The organism is Polyangium jinanense, from assembly GCF_028435365.1.
Window position 1 is genome coordinate 1119010 of the sequence record NZ_JAGTJJ010000001.1, and the last position, 14761, is coordinate 1133770.

Below are 14761 nucleotides of genomic sequence, written 5' to 3' on the forward strand. Positions count from 1 at the left end.
TGGGGCTCCACCATCAACTCTTGGCCCCGGCCGTCCCCCGCTCCGGCACCGTCACCGTCCCGATCGCGAGCGCCCGGAGCGCCTCGCCCCGCCCCTCGTATTGGTCCTGCGCCGGGTGCAGCTCGCCCACGAGCCGCGCCCGGAATTTGCGGAACATCGGCAGCTTGCGGGCGACCGCGTCCGGCGCGTACGCCACGATGGGCAGGATGTCCGAATGGATGCGCAGGAGCAGCCGCAGGTACGTCCCGCCGAGCACCTCGCGCTTCTGATAATGACGCCCGCCGAGCAGCGCCCGCTCGGCCTGCATGTCGAGCGCGTCCGCGGGCAAACCCTTCTTCTCCCGGGCGAACGCCTCGCGGATCCGGTTCGACAAACCCTCCGGCACGACCGGCGCCCAGGACAGCCCCGACCGCGCGATGAACTTGTCCGCCGCCTCGACGGCCGCCTTCAGCCCCTCGTCCGTGGGCCCGACGAGCGGCGCCGCCGCGGTCGAGAGCGCCTTCAGCGTCTCCATTTCGTCGAACGGCGTCTCGATCTCGCCGCCCACGAGCACGATCGGCGTCGCGTATTTCCCGTCCTCGCGAATGGCCTGGTCCATGAGCTCGACGAGGCTCCGGTCGTCCATTCGATCGGCGCGGGCGAGGATCTCGAAGATCTCGCGGCGATCCTCGATTTCCCACGCCTCCTTGCCGGCGAGCACGTCGTCGATCTCCTTGTCGGCGCCGCGCTGCTCGAGCTCGGAGAGCAACCTCTTCCACGCGGGCACGCGCCGGATGCGCGGCACGAAGCTCGGCTCGAACCATACGAGGTGCAAAAGCTCGCGGACGATGACGGGCTTTGCCGCCTCTTCCTCCGCGACGAGCGAGCGAATCTCCCGGCGCGGCGCGCTCCACGGGCGCAAGCCCGCGGCATCATTCGAAGCGCCGAGCGCGCCGCCGTCGGACGCCGACTCCTTGGGCGCCTCCGCGACCGCCGCCGCGGCCGCGGCCGCCGCCGTGCCGAGCGTCTCGCGCCCCGGAGCCACGCCGCCGGGCGCGCCGCCGGCCCACGGGCTCGGCGCGCGGCCGCCCTCCGACGACGACGTTGTTCCAGGACGAACCGGCGCAGGCACAGCCGGCGGGCGCGACGGGGGCGCCGCGGGAATCGTGGAGACAGGAACGGGCGCCGGGACCGGCACGGGCGCTGGAACGGGCACGGAGACGACCGGCGGCGGTGCGGCCACGGGCGCGGGCGGCACGACCGGCGCGGGCACGACGGGCGGGACGAACGCGGGGGTGGAGATCGACGCGGGCTTGGGCGTGGCCTGTGGCACCGACGGCGCGGGCTTGGGCACGGGCGGCACGATCGCGGGGGAGACGACGGTCCCCGGTAGCGAGCCCCGCGCCGCCGAGGGCAAGGGCGGGGGCTTCATCGTCGGCGGCTGCGGCGTCTGGAGCTGCTGCGGCCAGGGGCGCGGCGCCGACGATTGGAACGGCAGATCCCCCGCGAGCGAGGGCTGCGGCTCGCGCGCGGCCGGCTGCAGGGATGCGGCTGCGAAGGGCAGCGCCGCGCGGCGCGCCGCTTCGGCCTCCGCCTGCGAGATCACGTTCGTCTGGGTATGGTCTTCCTCCGAATACCCCTTCGATTCCGAGGCCGCCATGGCCTGGACGATCTCGCCCCAGCTCATCTCGTGGCCGGGCATCTCCATTCCGACGATGATACGCCCCGGCTCGTCCGGCCGCGAAAGCGGGATCTGCACGCGCCACGTCAGCGTGGCGATCCCGCGGTCCGTATCGATCCAGAGCGCGTCGGCGCGCACCTTCTGCCGTTGCGCCGGCCCTTGCCCACGGTCGACGAAGATGGCGGGCCGCACGCCCGGCAGGTTCGTCACGAGCCGCGTGTGCTCCGGGTGCAGGTTCTCGAGCACGATACGCTCGTTGTCGCGCAGCGCCGTGAGGAGCTGATCCGAGGGCGCGGCATTGAAATACGCCTCGCTCGGCCCCTCGAGGCCCACGCCTGCAGGCGGCGGCGCGCGCCCCACGAGGTCCGCGCGCGAGGGCCAGCTCGTCGCGATCGGCGCGTAACACACGGGCGGCACGAAATCGTCGGCCGAGGAGACGTACATCCCGAGGGGCTGCAGGTTCGGCAGCGCGCGTCTTCCATATCCGTCGCGCACGTCGGCGCGCACGCCGACGGGGTTGTTCGTCCCGGGCCCGCCGCCTGCGCGCTCCCATGTGAGGCGCATGCGGGTGAACCGGCTGCCTTCCTGGAGCGAGCCATCGGGCAGGAACGAGCGATCGCAGAACACCTCGATCGACTTGTCGACCTCGCCGACGATGAGACGGGCCACGAGGGATCGGACGGGCTGCTGGTTCGGCGCGTAGGCATAACCGACGAGCGTGACCTCGGGGCGCGGCTTGAGCGGCACGAGGTCGCTCGCGGCGCGCAAGCTCCGGTTCGGGTCGTCGTCCCAGTGATCGTCGGCCTCATTGAGGGCCTCTTGCTCGTTGTTGAGCACGGCCTCGCCGGGCTGAAGCCAATACGTGGCCTTGCAAACGACCGTGAGGACGAAGCCCCCGGCGCGCTTCTGCCACACGAGCGATCCGGTGCGCAGGGGACCGACCGAGAGGATTTGCATCGCGCCGGAGCCTATCTCAAATGGCACGGGATCCGACGGGAAAAATGGAAGGGGGTGTCGACGCTGTGGAGTCGGACACGGGAGCGGTGCGTCATACGCTACCCGTTGACGCCGCGGGAGCGGGTCGATACGCCTCGCACATGCACAAACCAATCTCGGGTACGATGACAGGAAGATTTCTGCTCCTCGGCCTCGGTCTTGGCCTCGGGCTCGTCGCGAGCCGGAGCGCGTCCGGGGAACCCGTGGAGGAAGATGGTGTGCCGCCCGGCATGGTGGCTCACGTCGAGGGTGGTGTTTGTCCCCCTGGATGGGCGCCCGCGCCGAACATCGAGGGACGGCTCGTCGTGGCGGTCGCCGAGGGCAAGGATGTCGGCGTGCAGGTCGGCGAGCCGCTTTCGGACCGCGAGGATCGCACGCACACCCACGACTATGCGGGGGAGATCGCCCTGCCCTCGAAGGCGATCGCGGCCGCCGACGGGAGCAATCAGGCGGGGGCGCAGGCGCAAACGTACGCCATTGCAGGGACCACCGATCCGGGTGTGTCGGGCCTTCCTTTCGTGCAGGTGATCGCATGCGTCAAGCAATGAAAAGCATGGTCACGATCGCGGCGATCGCCCTCGTCACGGCCTGCGCGGCCGGGTCGGTTTCGACGACCGGTGGATCGTCGGACGGCGCCGGCGGGAATGGAAGCGGCGGGAGCGGCGGCGGCGCGGGCGGCGGCCCCGGGGCGCGCGGCGACGCATTGCCCACGAACACGATCGGGTTTTTCCAGGTACCCGCCTGCCCGAGCGGATGGGAGCCGTACAAGGCCGCGGCCGGACGAACGATCTTGCCGACGATCGCCGACGCGTCGGGTGGCACGACCGTGGGCGAGCCGCTCCTGAGCGGGGAAGAGCGGCCCCACACGCACGGGGTGCGCGCGGCGTTCGACCTCGTCCCCATCACGTATGCGGGCGCCCCGGGCGGCGGCAACCAGGGCGTCGCCGCGGCCGGCACGGTCGAATTCGTGACGACCTCCGAGGAATCGACCACGCGTTTGCCCTACGTTCAGCTCCTCGCGTGCAAAAAGCTCGCGGAGCCCGTGGCCGGGGTCAAACCTTTGCCGAAGGGCATGCAAATCTTTTACGACGGCCCCACGTGCCCCACGGGCTTCCAGCAGGCCGCCGCGACACAAGGGCGGCTCGTCGTGGGCCTGCCGAAAGACGCGCCTGCCGATCTCTCGTTCGGCGGCGAACCTCTTTCGAGCGCGACCCCGCGCACGCATCTCCACGGAGGCGAGGTCTCGCTCGCCACGACCTCCCACGGAATCGGGCTCGTGAGCAACGGCGCCGCGACCGGGTATGCGCGAAACGACACGTACACGAGCCAAGCGGAGGCGGACGCGAGCGAGGCGGCGCTCCCCTGGATCGAGCTCATCCATTGCGAAAAACAGTGACGGAGAGCGTGAAGGCGGCCCGAGGCGCGGGCGTTTTGCGAGAACAGGCACCCCTCGCCCTGCGCGAGCTCGCCTCCGGATTTCCGGGAGCGGACGCCGCGGGGCTCGTGAGCGCGATCCTGCGCCTCGTCGTCGTCCTTTTCGCGTCGTCGCGCGGGCTCTTTCCAGGCGACGACCTCGGCGCCCTCCACGCCGAGCTCACCGCGGCCGACCGCGCCTCGCTCGCCGATCGTCACGACGCCTGGCCGCGTGTCCTCGCCCTGTTTCGCCATCTTCACGAAGGATTCCTCGGACAAACCCCGCCCCCGGGCCCCGCCCGGCGCGGCTCGCTCTTCGACGCGGACGCGTATCCCTTCCTCGAAGGGCCGCTCTCCGACGCCGTCGTCCTGCGTATCCTCGACAAACTCCTCCTCGCCGCGGGCGAGCGCCTCGCCTACGCCGAGCTCGACGTCGAGCACCTCGGCACCGTCTACGAGACCCTGATGGGTTTTTCCGAGGAGCGTCGGCGCCTCGGCGCCCATTACACCTCGCCGCTCCTCACGCGGATCATGGTCGAGCGCACGCTCGCCCCGCTCGTGCGCCCGGACGCGAGCGCCGAGGAGATCCTCGGCCTCTCGGTCTGCGATCCCGCCATGGGAGCGGGCGCATTTCTCGTGCAGGTTTGTCGGTGGCTCGCCGATCGCCTCGTCGCCGCCTGGGAGCGCGCAGGAATGTCCGCGCCCGAGGCGCCCGACGAGGACCCGCAATCCCTCGCGCGGAGGCGGGTCGCCGAGGTTTGCCTGTACGGCGTGGATCGCAATCCCATCGCCGTGGACCTCGCCCGCGTCTCGTTATGGCTGCTCACGGCGCCGAAGACGCATCCCTTTTTGTTCCTCGAAGCCAGCCTGCGCCACGGGGATTCGCTCGTGGGCCTCGGGCGCGAGGAGATCGAAAACGTCTCCCCCGCGCCGGTACGCGAGCGCCTGGCCGAGGCAGCGACGGCGCGGCGACGTTTTTTCGAGACGGCCAATCCGGATCTGCTCGCCGAGGCCGATCGCGCCCTCGCGCCGCTGCGCACCGTGGGCCATGCCCTGCTCGCCGCGCATTTTGCCTCGAAGGACAAAAAAGCCCAGAAAGAACGCCTCGCCGCCCTGCCCGATCTCGCTGCGAGGTATCTCACCGGCGAGGGTCTCGCCGAGCTCGAAGCCGAGGCCGCGGCGCTTGCGGCCACCCGCTTTCCGTTTCACTGGCACATCGAGCTGCCCGAGGTCTTCGGTCGCGGCGGCTTCGACGCGTTCGTGGGAAACCCGCCCTGGGTCTCGTACGCCGGCCGCGCCGCGCAGCCGCTCGCGGACGATCTTCGCGAATTTTATCGACGCACGAATCCCGCCTTCGCCGGATATCGCAATCTGCAGGGCCTCTTCGTCCACCAGTGCGCCCGCATGCTCCGTCCTGGAGGTCGGCTCGGGCTCGTCTTGCCCACGTCGATGTCCGACCTCGGCGGCTACGAGCCCTCACGCCGCGCGCACGACGTGCTCTGCGTGTGCGACGACGAGCTGCCCGATTTCGGGGACGCCTTCGAAGGCGTCTTCCAGCCGAGCATGGGCCTGCTCTCCACGCGTCGAAACGAGAAAGCCTCGCTCGGCACGGCCCTCGCCTGGCCCCTCGCGCGCTCGGACCTCGACGCCGAGACGGCAGCCCTGCTCGAAAAACTCTCGGCCCTGCCGAAGCTCCCGCCGCACCTCTTCGGCGAGCGGGGTTTTCAGAGCAACGGCGACGACGTCCGGCACCTCCACGAGCGCGAGGCGCCCGACGGCCGTTTCCAGATCGGCCTGCGCGTGGGCGGCGACATCGAGCCGTTTTCCCGGCGTCCTCCGCGCCTTTATTGCGACCCCACCGATTTCTCGGGTCGCTTCCGCAAGGACGTCGAATGGCTCGCCGTGCGCCTCCTCATCCGCCAGACGGCCCGCTTCCCGATGGTCGCGTTGTCGGACGGCATCGCCTTCCGGAACTCGATCCTCGCGGGTTTTTCCGACGATCAATGGAGCGCGGCGTTTCTGCTCGGCTGGCTCAACGCGAGCCCCATTCGCTTTTACCATTACATGCGGCACCGTGACGCCCGGCAAGGAATGCCGCAGGTGAAGATCACCCACCTGCGCGCGCTCCCCGCGCCGGCCCATCCCGAGCTCGTCCCGGAGATCGAAGCGTTCGCCGGGCACTTCGGCACCCGCAATCAGGGCATCAGCCGGTCCGAGCAGGACACGCTCGACGACCTCGTCGCCCGCGCGCTCGGCGTCGCGCCGCCGGAGCGGGGGCCCATCGAACGATGGGCGCGGACCGTGACCCCGGATCGCGCCCCCTCGCCTTGACGCCTCACCACCCCTTGGCCGTTTGAATGGCAGCCGCGAGCTTGTCCGCCATCTTCTGGTGCGTGGCGACGCTCGGGTGGTAATCGCAGCCAATCCCGTCCACGCCCGAGTTCTGCTCGCCAAGGTCCACGAACCCCACGTTCGTATCGCCCTTCGTCTTGCGGGATTCGACCGCCGTGTTCACGTACTGCTTCGCCTTCGTCAGGTGCGTCGCGCCGGACGGGTACGAGTCGCTGAGCATGGAGCCGACGGCGCAGAGCAGGTACGCGTTCGGGTAATGCCCGCGCAGTTTGTCCAGAAACCCGGAGAGCGCGTCGACGTACGCCTGCCCGGGGTCACCCTTGGCGAAATCGTTCGTCCCGAGGTTCACGACGACGACGTCCGGAAGATAGGAAAAATCCCAGGTCGAGGCAGGATCATCGGCGAGCGTGCGCTCGAAGCGGACCGGCATCTGGTTCTCCGTCACACCTCCGTAATCGCGGTACACGCCGATCCCCGAATACGAGACTCCCACGTGTGCGGCTCCGAGCTTGCGCGCCGCGATGGCGCCGTACGCCGAATACTCGTCCTCGGTCTCGGGCGAAAACGGGCAGAGCGGGCCCGCGCCGGTGTTGCCATAACCGCAGGTGATCGAGTCGCCGATGAGCTCGATTTTGCGGGTCCACGGCGCGGGCGTGGGGACGAGCGCGCCGCCGGCCGCTGGCACGAAGCCCTTGAACTGCACGACGCCCACGAACGATTCGGTGCGTTTTTCGAGCAGGACCGTGTGCTCCCCGGCGGGCAGGTTCGCTGCGAGCGTGTACGTATCCTTCGCGCTGCTCGTCGCGAGGTCGGTCGGCGGCCCGTCGTCGATCACCACGGCGAAATGGTTGTTGCCGGCGTCCGCGAGGCGCACGTCGAGGCCCGTGCCCGAAAAGCGCGCGACGATCGTGCTGCCCGGCCAGGCGAAACGCGGGTCCGCCTCGTTCGTGAATCGACCGATGAAATGCACCTCCGCCATGGGCCCGCCGCCCCCGGCGCCGCTCGACGACGAGGAGCCCGAGGAGGACGACATGCCGCTCGACGACGCGCTGCCGCTTGATGACGAGGAGCCACCGCCACCGCCCCCCGAGCCCGAACCCTGCGAACTTCCCCCGCCCGAAGGCGAGCTGCAAGCAAGGGCAAAAAGAGCGAAGGAGGCAAAGGAGGCGAGCGCGAGCTTCTGCATGCGCGCGAGGATCGCTCCCCGGCGCGCCGCTGGCAACAGCGATCACGTCCCCGGGGCAATCGAAATCGTGCCGTGCGATTCGTCGAGCGATTTCCCCCGCCGCGGCAGCTCCACCCGGAACGTGGAGCCCACGCCCGGCGCGCTCTCCACCCGCACGGTCCCGCCGTGCGTTTCCACGATCTGTCGCACGATCCACAGCCCGAGCCCGAGGCCGCCGAAAGACTGGTTGGAGACGGCGCGCTCGAATCGCTCGAAGATCTTGCCCTGATCCTCGGGCGCAATGCCGACGCCGTGGTCGCGGACCGTGAGGCGCGCCGTGCCCTCGTCCGCCTCGAGCTCGATCTCGATCGGCTTGCCGCGGCCGTACTTGAGCGCATTGCCGAGGAGGTTCGTGACCACCTGCTCGATCCGCAGCCGATCCCACGTGCCCCAGATAGGTTTGTCATGGTGGAACGCGACGAGACACCCGGCGTCCTCGGCCTCGCGCCCGAAGCGCGTGACGACATCGTGCACGAGCGCGCAAAGATCGACCTCGTCGAGGCAGAGATCGAGCTTGCCGGCCGTGATGCGCGAGACGTCGAGCAGGCGATCGATGAGCGCCGCAAGCCGTCCGACCTGCCGATAGGCCACTTCGAGCGCTGGCGCCATGCGCTCCTGCGAGACGCCCGCGCGCGCGTCGCGCACGAGGCGCTCGAGCTGCAGCTTGAGCGGCGTGAGCGGCGTGCGGAGCTCGTGCGAGGCGACGGCGAGAAAGTCGTCGCGCGCCGAGATCGCCTGCAGCGCCTCGTGAAAAAGGTTCGCGTTGCCGATGGCCTGCGCCTCCATCTGCTTCGCCTGCTCGCGGATCCGGTCTTCGGCGAGCTTGAGCGGCGTCACGTCCACGTCCATGCAGACGAACTCGCAGGCCCCCGCGATCGTTGGGATCGCAAAGATCGTCGAGTAGACCCAGACCTCGCTGCCATCCTTGCGATGGCACGACCATTCATTGGGCCCGTTCGGTTTCCCCGTGCGCGCGATCTCCTCGAGCGTCTCCACGAACTTCTGCGTCGAGGGCGTATCCAGCATCATGCCGTCGAGCGTCTTGCCCACGACCTCCTCCTCGGACCAGCCGAAGAGACGCTCGGCCGCGCGATTCCAGTAGAGAACCCGGCCTTGCATGTCGTACCCCTCGATCGCGACGTTCGGCGTGTTGGCGACGATCGCGCGCAGGCGCGTCTCGCCATGCCTCCGCGCGACCTGCGCGAGCCTGGGGAACGTCGCGTCCTGGAAGACCACGATGCCCCCGCGGACGCGCCCTTGCTCGCCCGGAATGGGCCGCGCGGAGACGAAGACGTGAACCCCCTGCGGCATACGCGGGTTCTTCACGTAAAGCTCGACGTCGTCCACGCGTTCGCCCTGGAGCGCTCGCCACAGCGGGACGGCCTCGGCGGGGCAAGGCGTCCGTTCGTCCGGCAGGAAAATGCCAAAGGCCTCGTTCCACGCCTCGGGCGAGGCGTCGACGGGCAGACCGATGAGGCGCGCCGCCGTCTTGTTCCACGCGACGATCCGGCCGGTCTGATCCGCCATGATGATCGCCTCGTCGAGCACATCGAGGGCGCTGCGGAGGAGAAGGACGGCCTCCGCGGTAAAGTCATGAATGCTGGAGAAGGCGTGTTCCGTCATGGGCTCCTCGCGCTACCCATTGGCCCTCGTTCTGCTCCATTCCGGCCTCCTCTCGTTTCGATACGAGTCGGGCGCGCACGACTCCGGAAAGTTCGTAGGCGCAACGGCGGACGTTGTCGAGGGCCCGCGACCGCCGCCCGGGACTGACAGGCGGGCGGCCTTCACGGCCCGTACCAGATCGGCGAGCTCCAGGCGCGGTGCTGCACCGTCTTCGGGAGGGACGCATCGGCGCACGCCGCGGGCGCCGAGGCCGGATCGAGTTCGTTGCATTCGTACGTGCTGTAGCGGCAGCTCGGCACCTCGAGGGCGCGGGCATAATAGAACGCGCGCTCCTTCGGATCGAAATCGGGGTCCGTCCAGACCACGCAGAGCTCCTCCGCGCCCTCGGCCAGCACCTCGCAGGTCGAGGTATCCACGGAGGGCTCCGCGGCGGCCGTGCCCGCGACGTCATAGACCTTCTCGTACACCTTTCCTTCGCGCACGTAACCTTTGATGATCTGGAGCCGCTCGAGCGGCCGACCCGGCCAGCTCGCCGTGCCGGGATCGGCGCTCGCCTGCACGAAAAACGTCGGCTCCGATCCCGACGACGCCCCGAGCATCCCGCCCATCGGGATGCCAGCCGCGTAGGCCTCTTCGAGCCGCTCGGGACGCCCGCAGAGGCCCGCGTCGTAGCCGAAGCCGCCGAAGAAGCGGATCGGAATGCGGGGGCCGCTCGTGGCGAAGGTCTCGCGGCGGCGGATCGCCTCGAAGATCGACTCGCGCGAGTTCTCCTCGGCCCAGACCCCCGCGAGGCCGCCGGGGTTGTTGATGACGCCGTCGTGCGTCTCCGTGCCGGCGCCGAGGCGTTTGTCCGGGGTATCATCGACGAGCCCGACGTGCCCGGGAAACCCCACGCTGGAGGTGTTGCCCGGCGTGCCGTTGTGGGTGTCGGTCGAGCCGATGAGGCCGAATTGAAAGGGGTTCGTCCCGAGCCGCTCGGCCTCGAGGAGGCCGGTTTTCAGGACATACCGGAGAAAATCGTGCCGGTGCGTGCAGCCCCAGAGGCGCATGCCGCCCGAGCCGGGTTTGTCCCCGCATTGCTCGTCGTCGTCCGGCCGGAGCTCCTCGAAGTCGCAGAGCGGATCGACGTCGGCCTCGACGTCGAGGAAGCCATTGCGGCACTCGCTCGATCCTTTGTGCTGAAAGATCTCGGCGACGGGCTCCATCTCCGCCCGGAGCTCCGCGCGCGAGGCCTCCTCCTCGATCGTCGCGCCGCCGGGGTACGTGGGGTCGAAGAGCCGGCCGTTCGAGAGGTTCGAGTTGTGCGGCAACACGAGCACGTCGCAGCCGTTCTCGGCGCTTCTGCATCCGTCGCGTAAAAGCGTCCAGAGGTCGAGCGGCGTCGGGGCCTCGAAATAGGTGACCGGCAGGTCCGGCACGATGTCGTTCACGAAGATCACGTTCCGGTGCAGGTTCGAGATCCCGAACGTGTTCGTGTATTCGTACCCGACGAACGTGGTGAAGGAGCAGGACGCGGTGCGATCATAGGCCGCCTCGGCCGCGTCCTGCATGGCCTGCCAGCGCTCCCGCGCCGCCGCCTCGCAGTCCTTGCCCTCGCCGCAGAGCTCGGCCACGCGCATCGGGTTTGCCTGGGAGAGGCGCACGGCGAACGTGGAGGCGCCCTGCCCGACCTCCTCGCGGTACGTCTGGCAGGTGAACGTGTCGTACTTGGGCGAGGTGGGCGTGGTGCAATGGTACATCTCGCCGAGGAACTCGCCGTGGTCGGTGACGGCCACGAAATCGAGCGGCCTGTCGATCCGCGCCTCGCGCGTGCCCTTGCCCGACGCGTCGAGCGGCGGCAGGTGGATCGCCTCGCCGCGCGCAAAGCGATACGCGTCGGCCGGCGTGACCACGGTGTCGTAGGAGCGTGCGTCGAAAGAAAATGCCGTGTGGACGTGAAGATCGCCATAGAGCGGGACGCGTGTGGGCACGCGCTCCGCGCAAGGAGCGCGCGGCCGCGGCACGCGTGGGGGCGCCGCGGGGGAAGGCGCCTCCGCGCATCCGTCGAAGAGGAGGGGAAGAAAAAGAGCGAGCCCGACGATCCTCACCAGGCCATGGAAAACGTGCTCGGCGCCGTCGTCAAGCTCAGCAACCGGGCACGGTGACGTCGACGTCGAGCACCGCCGCGGCCGTGACCATCGTCTCCTCCGGCGGGCGCTTGCCCTTCGTCGTGGTCGTGAGCTTCATCGAGGGCGCGACGACGTACGGTTTCAGCTCGGCGCCGGACACGACGAGATCGAGGGACGTCTGCCCCTTCGGGACGGGATCGAGCTCGGCGACGAGCACCTTGGGTTGTCCCTCGGTCTCCGCGTAGAATGCGAGCGATTCGAGAAAATCGAAGTTCGCCCCCGCAGGCCCATCGATGACGAGCGAGAGCGAGATCATGCGTACCGAATCGACGTCGTCCTTCGTGACGCCCTGGTTGTCGAGCTCCTGCGTGAGATTGATGCTCTGAAATTCGTTGAACGCGAGGACGCCGAGCAGCTCGTCGAGGACGGTGCCAGCGGGGATCGTCGCTTTGGCGCCGACGTCCACTTCGAAGTTATCGATGTTGTCGCAGCTCGTGACGACGGCTGCTGCGACCGCGAGGACGAGGTTCTGGAGCGCGACACGGCGGTCCATGCGCGCTCCGGGGAGCGGCTTGTGCATGCCTCATTGAGCCTCGATCCGCGGCGCGTCGCAAGAGGCCGGGCGCACCAACCGCGCCGTTCCCCGAGGCCTGGCCCTCAATTCATGAACGCCCCGCGATCCCAGACCCCCGCCTGGGGCCGCGCCGATTGCAGGATGTCCGTCGTGACCGTACCGTACGTGGCCTGGTTGTAGACGTTTTTCCCGGTACCGTCGCCCTGGCCGCCGGTCTTCAGCCGGAGATCGCCGCCCGTCGCATTGATGAAGACGCTCGTCACCGTGGGCGTGTTCGTCGTGTCGTTGCCGGACGAGGCCAGGGGGACGGGCGCGCTGAAGAGGTTGTTGTTGAACCCGAAGACGAGGTTGCCCTCCGCGGAGTCGAGCGAGACGCCCGCGCCTGCGCCGAGGTTCACCGCCGTGCTGCCGCCCGTGATGCTGAACAGGATGTTGTTCGTCAACCGCCAGCGCATCTTGCCGCTCGTCGCCGCGGTGCCCCAGACGCCGTACGTGCGAGCGAACATCGTGTTGTTCGTGAAGATCAGGTTGAAATCGACGCCGCCGTTGCTGCCCAGGAAATTGACGAGGTAGGCATTGTTGCTCGCCGCTTCGAGCACGTTGTTCCGGGCGATCAGGGAGGCCACGTTGGCCGTGCTCGGGCCGGATCCGTTGATGGCATACGTCGTGGCGCCGTTGCTCTTGCCCTCGACGCAGACGCGGTTCGAATCGAGGATCGTCGTGCCGCGCTGGTTGCCGAACTGGATGGCCGCGTGCGTCGTCGAGGTGGTGGAGCGGGCATACACGTCATTGCCGAAGAGCGTCGACGTGCTTCCCGGGCAGGCCGTCGCGCCGAGGGCCGCCGAGGTCGTGGCGCCGCCGCTGAACAGCGTCTCCACGTAATTGCGCACGAACGTGCCGGCACGAAGGTTGTGCTGCGTGAGCGAGCTCGTGGGCGACGCGTGCATCCGGAAGCCGCCCCAGACCGCCTTGTTGTGGTCGAGCGTGAGCTGCCCGTAAAACGCGGTGGTGTACGTGTCCGGGTTCCAGTTCGCGAACGAAGAGCTGAATCCGCCCTTGATCGTGAGCTCCTTGGCCACGATGACCGAGGTCGACGCGTAGCCGCCCTGCGCGACGAGGATCGTGCTGCCCGCGGGCGCCATCGCCACGGCCTTGCAGAGCGTCGCCCAGGCCTTCGCGGGGCTCTTGCCGTCGTTGTTGTCATTGCCGCCCGCGGCATTGACGTAATACTTGACGGCCGTCTCCGCGATCGAGTTCTGGATGCTCGACGCCGGGGGGAAGACCTGCTCGCAATTCGTCGTGAGCGGGTTTTGCGCGGGGATCGCGAAGCTCGTGCAGCTCCCCGAGGCGATCGTCGACGAGCCGCAGGTGCCGCAGGCGAGGCTCTCGTCCACGTCGCCGTCGCAATCGTTGTCGAGGCCGTCGCACGTCTCGGCCGACGGCTGCACGTTCTGCACGCAGGTGACGATGCCGCCCACACACGTCTCGGTCCCCGCCGCGCACACGCCCTTGTTGAAGGAAAGCGTGCAGGCCGCGCCGCCGTTCGGGTTGCCCTCGTCGGTCGTCCCGTCGCAGTCGTTGTCCTTGCCGTCGCAATACTCCATTTGGGGCAACATCGAAGGCTTGCACTGGAGCTCGCCCGCCACGCAGAGGGTCTTGCCCGGCGAGCATTCGCCCGGCATGCCCGTCGTGCACGGCTTGTCGGCGTCGACGCCGTGCGTGTCGACCTCGCCGTCGCAGTCGTTGTCCTTGCCGTCGCAGATCTCGTCCACCGGGGGCGGCGCGGCGCAGATCAAGGAGCCCACGAAGCATTTCGTCTTGCCGAACCCGCACTCGCCCATCTGGCCCGTCGGGCAGTCGATGCCGCCGCCGGGGTTGTCCTCGTCCGTCGTGCCGTCGCAATCGTCGTCGACGCCGTTGCAGGTCTCCATCGTGGGCTTCGCGTCGGGGATGCAGTTGAGCGCGCCGCCATCACAATGGTATGTCCCCGTGGCACATTGCCCCGGCACCCCCGACATACACGCCCCGCCGCCGCCCGGATCGCCGTTGTCGACGACGCCGTTACAATCGTCATCCAGGCCGTTGCAGGTCTCCTCGACCGGGTCCTTCGGCGTACATTCGGGCGGATCGCCGCCGGCCGGATTGCAGGTGGACACGGTCACCTGGCAAGCGCCCTCGCCGCAGACGATCTCCGGGAAGCCGTCGTCGACGAGGTTGTCGCAATCGTCGTCGACCGCATTGCAGGTCTCGAGCGACGGGAGCGTGTCGCCCTCGCAGGGCCCCCACGTGTTCTCCGCGATGCACGTCTGCGAGCCGTCCTTGCACGCGCCGATGTTCCGCGTGTCCGGCGAGCCGGTGTAACAGGCCTGCGTCTCGCCGACCTTGCAGGGGCAGCCCTCGTCGACCTGGCCATTGCAGTTGTCGTCGATGCCGTCGTTGTCGTCGTCGCAGAGCTCGTCTTGCGAGGGCGAGCCGGGCACGCACGGCACGGGCATGCCGTCCACGCACGCCTCCACGGTCACACGGCAGACGCCGTCCCCGCAGCTCGCGAGCGGCAGGTCGTCGATCGTTCCATTGCAATCGTCGTCGATCCCGTCGCAGGCCGTCTCCACGGCCGTGCACTCCGCCCCGCCGCTCCCGCCCTGGCCTCCGACGCCGCCCTGGCCGCCGCTGCCCGTCCCACCAGGCCCCGTCTGCACGAGCACCGGATCGTCGACCCCGAGGGCTGCATTGCACCCGACGGCCCCCGCCCCAATCCCCACGAGCACGAGCCCAAGCACCAATGCACGCCGCATGACCGAGTTCCCTTT

The 14761-nt window shown here is 69.0% G+C and carries 9 protein-coding genes; 3 read left to right on the forward strand and 6 right to left on the reverse strand.

Features of this window, described 5'->3' with window-relative positions:
- Positions 1-13 precede the first annotated feature (13 nt).
- The gene (locus KEG57_RS04670) at positions 14-2617 is read right to left on the reverse strand and encodes a DUF2169 family type VI secretion system accessory protein (RefSeq protein ID WP_272417778.1); all 2604 of its coding nucleotides are present in this window, start codon (positions 2615-2617) and stop codon (positions 14-16) included.
- Between the two features lie 164 nt (positions 2618-2781).
- On the opposite strand from KEG57_RS04670, the gene KEG57_RS04675 reads away from it, so the two are divergent.
- Genes KEG57_RS04675 through KEG57_RS04685 form a run of 3 tightly spaced genes read left to right on the forward strand, consistent with a single transcriptional unit; the run spans position 2782 to position 6400 of the window.
- The gene (locus KEG57_RS04675) at positions 2782-3204 is read left to right on the forward strand and encodes a hypothetical protein (RefSeq protein ID WP_272417776.1); all 423 of its coding nucleotides are present in this window, start codon (positions 2782-2784) and stop codon (positions 3202-3204) included.
- A complete protein-coding gene (locus KEG57_RS04680; RefSeq protein WP_272458176.1) occupies positions 3189-4052 on the forward strand; it encodes a hypothetical protein in 864 nt (287 codons plus the stop codon). The genes KEG57_RS04675 and KEG57_RS04680 overlap by 16 nt, the downstream gene beginning before the upstream one ends.
- Positions 4049-6400 (forward strand): Eco57I restriction-modification methylase domain-containing protein, encoded by a 2352-nt coding sequence (locus tag KEG57_RS04685; protein ID WP_272458177.1) that lies wholly within the window; start codon positions 4049-4051, stop codon positions 6398-6400. The genes KEG57_RS04680 and KEG57_RS04685 overlap by 4 nt, the downstream gene beginning before the upstream one ends.
- A gap of 4 nt (positions 6401-6404) precedes the next feature.
- Here KEG57_RS04685 and KEG57_RS04690 read toward each other — a convergent pair whose 3' ends face one another.
- The 5 genes from KEG57_RS04690 to KEG57_RS04710 form a co-directional block, all read right to left on the reverse strand.
- Entirely contained in the window at positions 6405-7454 is a 1050-nt protein-coding gene (locus KEG57_RS04690; RefSeq protein WP_272417773.1) for an SGNH/GDSL hydrolase family protein, read from the reverse strand.
- A gap of 195 nt (positions 7455-7649) precedes the next feature.
- Positions 7650-9269 (reverse strand): sensor histidine kinase, encoded by a 1620-nt coding sequence (locus KEG57_RS04695; protein WP_272417772.1) that lies wholly within the window; start codon positions 9267-9269, stop codon positions 7650-7652.
- 161 nt (positions 9270-9430) lie between these two features.
- Complete coding sequence (locus KEG57_RS04700) at positions 9431-11239, reverse strand: DUF3604 domain-containing protein (RefSeq protein ID WP_272417771.1); 1809 nt, start codon at positions 11237-11239, stop codon at positions 9431-9433.
- A 154-nt stretch (positions 11240-11393) separates the two neighbouring features.
- Complete coding sequence (locus KEG57_RS04705) at positions 11394-11957, reverse strand: hypothetical protein (protein WP_272417770.1); 564 nt, start codon at positions 11955-11957, stop codon at positions 11394-11396.
- A gap of 77 nt (positions 11958-12034) precedes the next feature.
- Positions 12035-14746, reverse strand: a complete 2712-nt coding sequence (locus KEG57_RS04710; protein WP_272417769.1) for a MopE-related protein — start codon at positions 14744-14746, stop codon at positions 12035-12037.
- Positions 14747-14761 lie beyond the last annotated feature (15 nt).

Bases quoted from the DNA above. Each gene is read 5' to 3' on its own strand.
- KEG57_RS04670 (WP_272417778.1), bottom strand. From the start codon at position 2,617: ATGCAAATCCTCTCGGTCGGTCCCCTGCGCACCGGATCGCTCGTGTGG.
- KEG57_RS04675 (WP_272417776.1), top strand. From the start codon at position 2,782: ATGACAGGAAGATTTCTGCTCCTCGGCCTCGGTCTTGGCCTCGGGCTC.
- KEG57_RS04680 (WP_272458176.1), top strand. From the start codon at position 3,189: ATGCGTCAAGCAATGAAAAGCATGGTCACGATCGCGGCGATCGCCCTC.
- KEG57_RS04690 (WP_272417773.1), bottom strand. From the start codon at position 7,454: ATGTCGTCCTCCTCGGGCTCCTCGTCGTCGAGCGGCGCCGGGGGCGGC.
- KEG57_RS04695 (WP_272417772.1), bottom strand. From the start codon at position 9,269: ATGACGGAACACGCCTTCTCCAGCATTCATGACTTTACCGCGGAGGCC.
- KEG57_RS04705 (WP_272417770.1), bottom strand. From the start codon at position 11,957: ATGCACAAGCCGCTCCCCGGAGCGCGCATGGACCGCCGTGTCGCGCTC.
- KEG57_RS04710 (WP_272417769.1), bottom strand. From the start codon at position 14,746: ATGCGGCGTGCATTGGTGCTTGGGCTCGTGCTCGTGGGGATTGGGGCG.